We start from the raw sequence: 4,928 nt of genomic DNA on the forward strand, positions 1-4,928 counted from the left end.
CGACGGTGATCTTCTTGGAGAGGTCGCCCGCGGCCACGGCCTTGGTCACGTCGGCGATGTTGCGCACCTGCGAAGTGAGGTTGCCGGCCATCGAGTTGACCGAGTCGGTCAGGTCCTTCCAGGTGCCGGACACGCCTTCGACCCGCGCCTGGCCGCCGAGCGAGCCCTCGGTGCCGACCTCGCGGGCGACGCGGGTCACTTCGGACGCAAACGAGCGCAGCTGGTCGACCATCGTGTTGATGGTGTTCTTCAGCGTCAGGAACTCGCCCTTGACGTCGACCTCGATCTTCTTGGAGAGGTCACCCTGCGCGACGGCGGTGGTCACGTCGGCGATGTTGCGGACCTGGTCGGTGAGGTTGCCGGCCATGGAGTTGACCGAGTCGGTCAGGTCCTTCCAGGTGCCGGCCACGCCCTTGACCTTGGCCTGGCCGCCGAGCTTGCCCTCGGTGCCGACCTCGCGCGCGACGCGGGTCACCTCGGCGGAGAAGTCGCCGAGCTGCTCGACCATGCGGTTGATGGTCTTGGCTGTGTGCAGGAACTCGCCCTGCAGCGGGCGGTTGTCGACCTCCAGGGCCATGGACTTCGTGAGGTCGCCCTCGGCGACGGCGCCGATGACGCGGGCGGCCTCGCTGGTGGGATGGACGAGGTCGTCGATCAGCGCGTTGATGCAGTCGATCTGCTGGCCCCAGAAGCCCCGCATCTCGGGCAGGGCCGCGCGCTGCTTGAGCCGGCCTTCCTTGCCGACGACCTGCCGCAGGCGGGAGAGCTCCGCGGCCATCGACGCGTTCTGCTCGACCACCTCGTTGAAGGCATCGGCGAGCTTGCCGGCGACGCCGGTCCAGTGGAACGGCAACCGGACGTCGGGGTCGCCACGCCGCAGCGCGTGGAGCGCAAGCAGCATCGCATTCAGGTGGTCGGCCGGGACCACGGCCACCCCTTCTTCCAAGACGCTCATGGTCATCTCCCGGCCGTCTCGACGCGGCTCAACCGGTGGACTTTAGCCGGGCGTACACCCCCATGGGGGCTGGGTTTAGGAGTGTTGGCGCGAGGGGGTACGGGCACGCGGCTTGCCCTCATCGGTCATCGACGGACGGCTTTGGCCGGACGCGCTTTGTCGCGCGGGTAGGGCTGTTGCGTCGTGTTGCACTCTGGGAGAACACCTCGATGTCCGAACCATCGCCTCATGCACTGCGGGTCCTCGTCATTGACGACGACCCGGAGGGAGCGCGCAGCCTCAGCGAGCTGTTCCGCTGCTACGGCTGCGCGACGGCGGTGGCCTACAGCGGCCGGGTCGGCCTGCGTCTGCTCAAGCTGTTCAAGCCGGAGCTGGTGTTCGTCGACTTCGACATGCCCGACATGAATGGCCTGGAGGTGGTGTCCGAAGCCAAGCTCATCGACGCCGAGGCCGGCCGCCACGTGATGTACGTCTGCCTGACCGGCGGCGGCCCGGAGATCACCGACGAGAGTGCCGGCGCGGCGGGCTTCAACCGCTTGCTCTACAAGCCGCTGAAGGTGACCGACCTGCTGGCGGTATTGCTGACCGCCCGACCCGGCAATTTCGTCGCGGGCAGCAGCGCGCCGGCGATCCGGCCGGCGCGTCCGGCGTACGGGAATCGCACGCCCAGGCATTGAGTGGGCCGGAAGCGACATGGCCCGCGTCGCTCGCGCCGCCCGGCAGGCCCAGTGGGCGCAGCTCGCCGAGCAGGCGAAGGCGTGCCAGGCCTGCCCCTTGTGGCAGGGCGCGACACAGACGGTGTTTGGTGAAGGACCGGTCGCGGCGCGGCTGATGCTCGTCGGCGAGCAGCCCGGCGACCGCGAGGATCTGCAGGGACATCCCTTCGTAGGCCCGGCGGGGCGTCTGCTTGACGAGGCGCTCGAGCAACTGGGCTGGCCGCGCGACCAGCTCTACCTGACCAACGCGGTCAAGCACTTCAAGTACGAACTGCGCGGCAAGCGGCGGATGCACAAGTCGCCGGCGCAGCGCGAGGTGCAGGCCTGCGCGCCGTGGCTGGAGCAGGAGATCGCCACGGTGGACCCGGCCGCGATCGTGGCGCTGGGCGCGACGGCGGCCCGCGCGGTGCTGGGGCATGCGGTGCCGGTGCTGGCCAATCGCGGCCAATGGCTCGCGCGCGAGGATGGCCGGCGCGTGCTGATCACGCTGCACCCGTCGGCGCTGCTGCGCGACCGCGGGCCGGATCGTGACGCGGCGATCGCCGCGTGGATCGAGGACCTGCGCCGCGCCGGGGAGCTGCCGAAGCGTGGCGGCGCTCCGCCCAACGTGTGAGGTCCGCTGGCAATCAATTGCTTGCCAAAAGCAAGTAGATGGCGCAGCATGCGCGCCATGACCGACAGTGACCGTATCGAAGCCGTCCGCCGCTTCAACCGCTTCTACACGCGCCGCATCGGCGTGCTCGACGAAGGGCTGCTGGACTCCGAGTTCAGCCTCACCGAGTGCCGCATCCTCTGGGAGCTGGCGCATCTGGACGCCGGGGCCGGGATGACCGCGACCGAGCTGGGGCGGCTGCTGGACCTGGACGCCGGCTACCTCAGCCGCTTGCTGCGCCATCTGAAGGAGCGCGACCTGGTGCGCGCGTCGCGCAGCGAGGCGGACGCCCGGCAGTCGCTGCTGACGCTGAGCCCGGCCGGCCGCAAGGCCTTCAAGCCGCTGGATCGCCGCTCGCGCGAGCAGGTGGGCGAGTTGCTGGGCCAGCTCGGCGAGGCCCAGCAGGTGGAACTGCTGCAGGCGCTGCGGCGGGTGCAGTCGCTGCTCGAGGAGCCGGGCGCGAAGCCGGCGACGGGCGGCTTCCTGCTGCGTCCGCACCGGCCCGGCGACATGGGCTGGATCGTCGCGCGGCATGGCGCGCTCTATGCGCGCGAGTACCAGTTCGACCTGAGCTTCGAGGCGCTGGTGGCGTGCATCGCCGCCGACTTCCTCGAGCGCTTCGACCCGCGTCGCGAGGCCTGCTGGATCGCCGAGCGCGACGGCACCAACATCGGCAGCGTCGCGCTGGTGCAGGCCCGCGACGAGGCGACCGGCGCGCCGATCGACGGCGTGGCGCAGCTGCGACTGCTGCTGGTGGAGCCCTCGGCGCGCGGACTCGGATTGGGTGATCGCCTCGTCGCCGAGTGCCACCGCTTCGCCCGCGAGGCGGGTTACCGGCAGGTGCGCCTGTGGACCAACAGCCAGCTCGATGCCGCCAAGCACATCTATCGCAAGGCGGGCTACCAACTGGTCGCGAGCGAGCCCTTCCAGGGATTCGGCCTGGATCTCGTCGGCGAAACCTGGGAGCTGACGCTGGGCTGATCCGCGAGCACGGGGTCCGCCGCGCCCGGCGTTGCCGCGCTCGCCACGCTCAAGAGCTCAGTAGCTCAATAGCTCAGCTGCAGGCTCAGCGTCCAGGTGCGGCCCAGCGCCGGCGAGACCACGTTGGCGTTGATGGCGCCGTCGAAGTAGTCCTTGTCGAGCAGGTTCTTCAAGCCCGCATTGACGCGCCAGGCCGGGCCGGCGTAGCCGACGCTCGCATCGACGACCGCGTAGCCGGGCAGCGCGAAGGGCAGGCTGCCGCGTTGGCGGCTCACCGCGCGACCTCCGAGGCCCAAGGTCCAGTTCAGCAGCCCGGTCGGCTTGTACAGCGCCCACAGCGTCGCCGCATGCAGCGGCTGCAGGTTGATCGGCTTGCCGAGGATCGCGGCGTTGTTGTCGCGCGTGACCCGCGCGTCGGTGTAGGCGTAGCCGGCGGTCAGGCTCAGTCCGTCCTTGAGCCGGGCGCCCACCTCGAGTTCAACGCCGCGCGACTGCTGCTCGCCGGTCTGCACGCTGAAGCCGGTGTTGACCGGATCCGAGGTTGTGACGTTGCGCCGCTTGAGGTCGAACACCGCCAGCGAGCCGGTGAGCCGACCGTCCGCCGATTCGTGTTTCAGGCCCCATTCCCACTGCTTGCCGGTCTCGGGCACGAAGCCCCGGCCGTCGAAGTCCTGGCCGCTGACCGGCAGGAAGGACTCGGACCAGCTGACGTAGGTGGACCAGCCGGGCAGGAACTCCTTGACCAGGCCGGCGCTGCCCACGGTGGCCGCGTCGGTCTTCAGCGACTGCGTGTTGCGGACGCGGTCCTCGAGCCGCTCGCGCGAATGGTCGCGGCGCAGGCCCACCAGCGCGGTCCAGCCGGCGCCGAACTTCATCTGGTCCTGCAGGTAGAGGCCCGCCACCGTCAGCGTCGACGGCGCGAAGGCGGTCAGGTTGGCGGGGCAGGTGGCCGGCATGCCGTACTGCGGATTGAACAGGTCCAGGGGCGCGATCGTGCAGGCGCGCGAGCCCTGGCGGCTGTGGCCTCGGCGCGCGTCAAGCCCGACGACCACTTGGTGCGCGACCGGTCCGGTGTCGGCGCGGTAGAGCAGCGAGGTGTCGGTGGCGAGCAGGTCGTAGTCGAGGTACTGCCGCGTCGCCGAGCGATTCTGCAGACGGCGGTTGGCTTGCAGCGCCTGCAGCGCGACGAAGTTGCCGGTGCCCGATTCCTCTTCGTAGCGCACGCCCTGGCGCAGCGTCAGCGCCGGATCGAAGCGGTGCTCCAGGCTGTAGCCCAGGGTCTTCTGCTCGACGTCGTAGCCGCCGAAGGCGGTATCGCCGGTGAACATCCGGCGGTCCACCGTGCCGTTGGGATTGGGCAGCAGCGTGCCGTAGGGTGTCGTGCCCTGCTGGCGGATCCACTGGCTGTGCGAGTAGCTGCTGAAGATCACGACCTCGGTGTCGCGGCCGAAGTCGATCGACAGCGACGGCGAGATCCAGCGGTCCTTGCGCCAGACCTGGTCGGTGGCGTCGTCGCCGTCGGAGGTCTGCGCGGTGATGCGCAGCGCGGTGCGGCCGTTGGCGGAGAGCGGCTCGTTGATGTCGGCGGACAGCGTGCGGCTGTTGAAGCTGCCGATGTCGACGC

General features: G+C 70.0%; 5 protein-coding genes. 3 read left to right on the top strand and 2 right to left on the bottom strand.

The genetic code is table 11. From position 1 onward, the window contains the following. Positions 1-955: HAMP domain-containing protein (locus FUT87_RS18870; RefSeq protein ID WP_186830628.1), on the bottom strand; the 955-nt coding region annotated here is incomplete at its 3' end. A 209-nt stretch (positions 956-1,164) separates the two neighbouring features. On the opposite strand from FUT87_RS18870, the gene FUT87_RS18875 reads away from it, so the two are divergent. Genes FUT87_RS18875 through FUT87_RS18885 form a run of 3 tightly spaced genes read left to right on the top strand, consistent with a single transcriptional unit; the run spans position 1,165 to position 3,304 of the window. Then, positions 1,165-1,632 (top strand): response regulator, encoded by a 468-nt coding sequence (locus tag FUT87_RS18875; RefSeq protein ID WP_186830629.1) that lies wholly within the window; start codon positions 1,165-1,167, stop codon positions 1,630-1,632. A 16-nt stretch (positions 1,633-1,648) separates the two neighbouring features. Then, positions 1,649-2,284, top strand: a complete 636-nt coding sequence (locus tag FUT87_RS18880) for a UdgX family uracil-DNA binding protein (RefSeq protein WP_147242021.1) — start codon at positions 1,649-1,651, stop codon at positions 2,282-2,284. 57 nt (positions 2,285-2,341) lie between these two features. Beyond that, positions 2,342-3,304: a helix-turn-helix domain-containing GNAT family N-acetyltransferase gene (locus FUT87_RS18885; RefSeq protein WP_147242022.1), complete on the top strand. Its 963-nt coding sequence runs from the start codon at positions 2,342-2,344 to the stop codon at positions 3,302-3,304. 65 nt (positions 3,305-3,369) lie between these two features. Here FUT87_RS18885 and FUT87_RS18890 read toward each other — a convergent pair. Further along, the coding region (locus FUT87_RS18890; protein WP_147242023.1) for a TonB-dependent siderophore receptor at positions 3,370-4,928 on the bottom strand (1,559 nt) is incomplete at its 5' end.

This window comes from Mitsuaria sp. TWR114 (genome assembly GCF_007997345.1).

Excerpts from the sequence above, each read along its gene's own strand:
- FUT87_RS18880 (WP_147242021.1), top strand. The coding sequence starts at position 1,649 with ATGGCCCGCGTCGCTCGCGCCGCCCGGCAGGCCCAGTGGGCGCAGCTC.
- FUT87_RS18885 (WP_147242022.1), top strand. The coding sequence starts at position 2,342 with ATGACCGACAGTGACCGTATCGAAGCCGTCCGCCGCTTCAACCGCTTC.
- FUT87_RS18875 (WP_186830629.1), top strand. The coding sequence starts at position 1,165 with ATGTCCGAACCATCGCCTCATGCACTGCGGGTCCTCGTCATTGACGAC.